Genomic DNA, 2,362 nt, shown 5'->3' with positions numbered 1-2,362 from the left:
CGATTTTTAACCTGTATCCCGCTTCAATAAAAGGATACAGACTATTTTAACCCGGATTTATCCGGACAACAATGATTATTAATTAATTATTGCGATTAACTATAATTTAAATCCAGCATACAAAAAAAACCGGTCCTTGATATCTCCATTAAGGAGCCGCATATAACGAACCCCGAGTACGGGGCCGCTCTTTACCCGGCCAACCTGCAGGTCTGCAAAGGGCGCTGCGTTCCAATTGCCCAGCCAGCGAATATCGGATTTCACTTTACTCACTGCGGTTAAGACGTTCAGCGGCAATTGCTGGGTAATGAAATAGGCCTTATTTTCTGTAGTGGTCTGTTCGGAGATATTTATCTGTGCCATAGCTCCAATCCCAACCCCGATCCAGTTGCCGATATTATAGCGGTAATGCAGGGGGGTCAGTTCAAAGCTGTTCCGCTGAATGGTGGTTTTCGAAGAACGACCGGTGATTATGAACACCTGACCACCGATCAGGGTATCGCGTTGATCTTTTACGATATTGCTTGTAAATTGATCTTGTTGCAATAACCCAACAAAGGCCTCTACCTGGAAAAAAGGGCGGGAAGGCGCATAGGGGGCCAGCACATACCCGAACTGCAAGGGACCTCTTGCTGAGTAGCCACCATTGGTGGGCAATGCGCTATAACCAACCATGATGCCCGGAGAGATCCCTTTGATGAATTTTGCAGTAGCCTTGTTGGTCAACACCGGTTCATTTTTGTCGAATACAATAGAGGCGCGGCTGCTGAAAGGGATTTTTTTTGGTTTCTTTTTAAACCGGATAGAATACTCGATGAACCCTTTGGTAGAATCCTGATCCGAGACTCCCTCTTGGTTCAGGCCCGGGAGATAGATATTCCTGAATACAAAATAAATGCTGTCATTACTACGGATCGTATCGATGCAGCTTTGACGGTTGTATACCGAATCACACCTCGTACAGGCCGGGCTTATACTTTTCAATTCGATACTTTGGCTATTGAGTTGTTTGGGAATGGCTACACCGATGGAAATCTTTTTAGCAGGTCCTCTGCCGGTATTTTGAAATTGAATATGATAGGTCAATTCCTTTTTCTTGCCCATGAAACGGTAGTTGATCCGTCTGGACTTCAACTGCATGCGATTGGGGTCATGGGAAGCGACCACCTGCATGTCCAACTGGTAAAGCTCGGGGGGGAGGGAAGGATTGTCCGGCACCAGGATGGCCGTAATCCCAACGGTTGCATTGGTATCCTGTAACAGGCCGGGCAGGGTGTTCATGTCAATAAATAAAAACTTCTCTTCCCCGGATCGGATAGCCGGAAAATGCAGGACGGTATGTTTTGTATAAGTCTGTTGTAAGGTTCGTAACATGGACCGGGCTGCTGTGGCGGGCGCCGCCTCATCCTCTGCCGGGGTTGCTATTTCTCCTTCCCAGCGGATCTCCCCCCTTATCCCGACCTGGGCCGGTATCCGGGCCTCTCTGTCTGCGGATCCGGCGACCTGCCACCCTATGCCGTTTTTTTCCCTGGGTTGACTACTACTGGGTTGCTTACTGTACCAACCGGCATATGGATCGGATATGGCCTCTTCCTGCAGGCTGCGGGGGGAAAGTTTTGCCATTAAGGAATATAGGGATGAGCTATCTTCTCCGTTGTAAAACCGTTGTTCTGCCAAGCCAAACCCCTCCTTGCCGAATTGCCGCTCATTGAAGAAAAGGGCAATGGTTCCCGTTACGGTATCCGAGGATTGGTTCCGATATCCGATCACCGTTACAAAATTCTCGCCTGGCCTGGGATTGCGATTGATCTTCATTTCGATATTGCCATTGCTCCGGAAAAAATGCGAGGCCCAGACATTGGAGCCGGTAGGTTTTTTCCTGATTCTCACCGGATGGGGCCTTGTAGGGGGTGCTTTGCCATCGTCATAATTATTGGTAGCGTAAAGCCGCACTTTATATAATCCCGTATCCCGGTAAGAATACACCGGTTCCTTGTCGAAACTGAAATGACCATCGCCCAATTCCCAGAAATAGGAATAGAAAGATGCCGGAGCACCGGCAATCTGCCGAAGTGGACGAAGCCCGGCCGAAAACCGCACGCTGTCCCCTCTCTCCTCGACCCGGATTTCAGGGGGGATCGAATCCTGTGCAACACAGGCGCCACCGATCGCCAGCAGAAAAAATAAAGTAAGCGCAGTTCTTTGCATGATTTTGATTATCTATAGGTTAACGGTACAAAGAGGATTCGGCTACTAAAAAGAGGGCAAGGCTGCTAAAATAGCCTTTTAACGGGAACAAGATTGACCACGGGTCAATCGGACGAAGTCCCATTTTTAACGATTTCCTGTTAAAGGGCTAAGC

At 48.5% G+C, this 2,362-nt stretch carries 1 protein-coding gene; it reads right to left on the bottom strand.

Going from position 1 to position 2,362, the window contains the following annotated elements; translation table 11 throughout:
* Positions 1–99: 99 nt before the first annotated feature.
* Positions 100–2,208, bottom strand: a complete 2,109-nt coding sequence (locus tag ACX0G9_RS31580) for a DUF7849 domain-containing protein (RefSeq protein WP_459068989.1) — start codon at positions 2,206–2,208, stop codon at positions 100–102.
* Positions 2,209–2,362 lie beyond the last annotated feature (154 nt).

Source organism: Flavitalea flava, from assembly GCF_054461575.1.
Note: the sequence above shows the minus strand (reverse complement) of the source record. Positions and strands in the feature narration are given on the sequence as shown.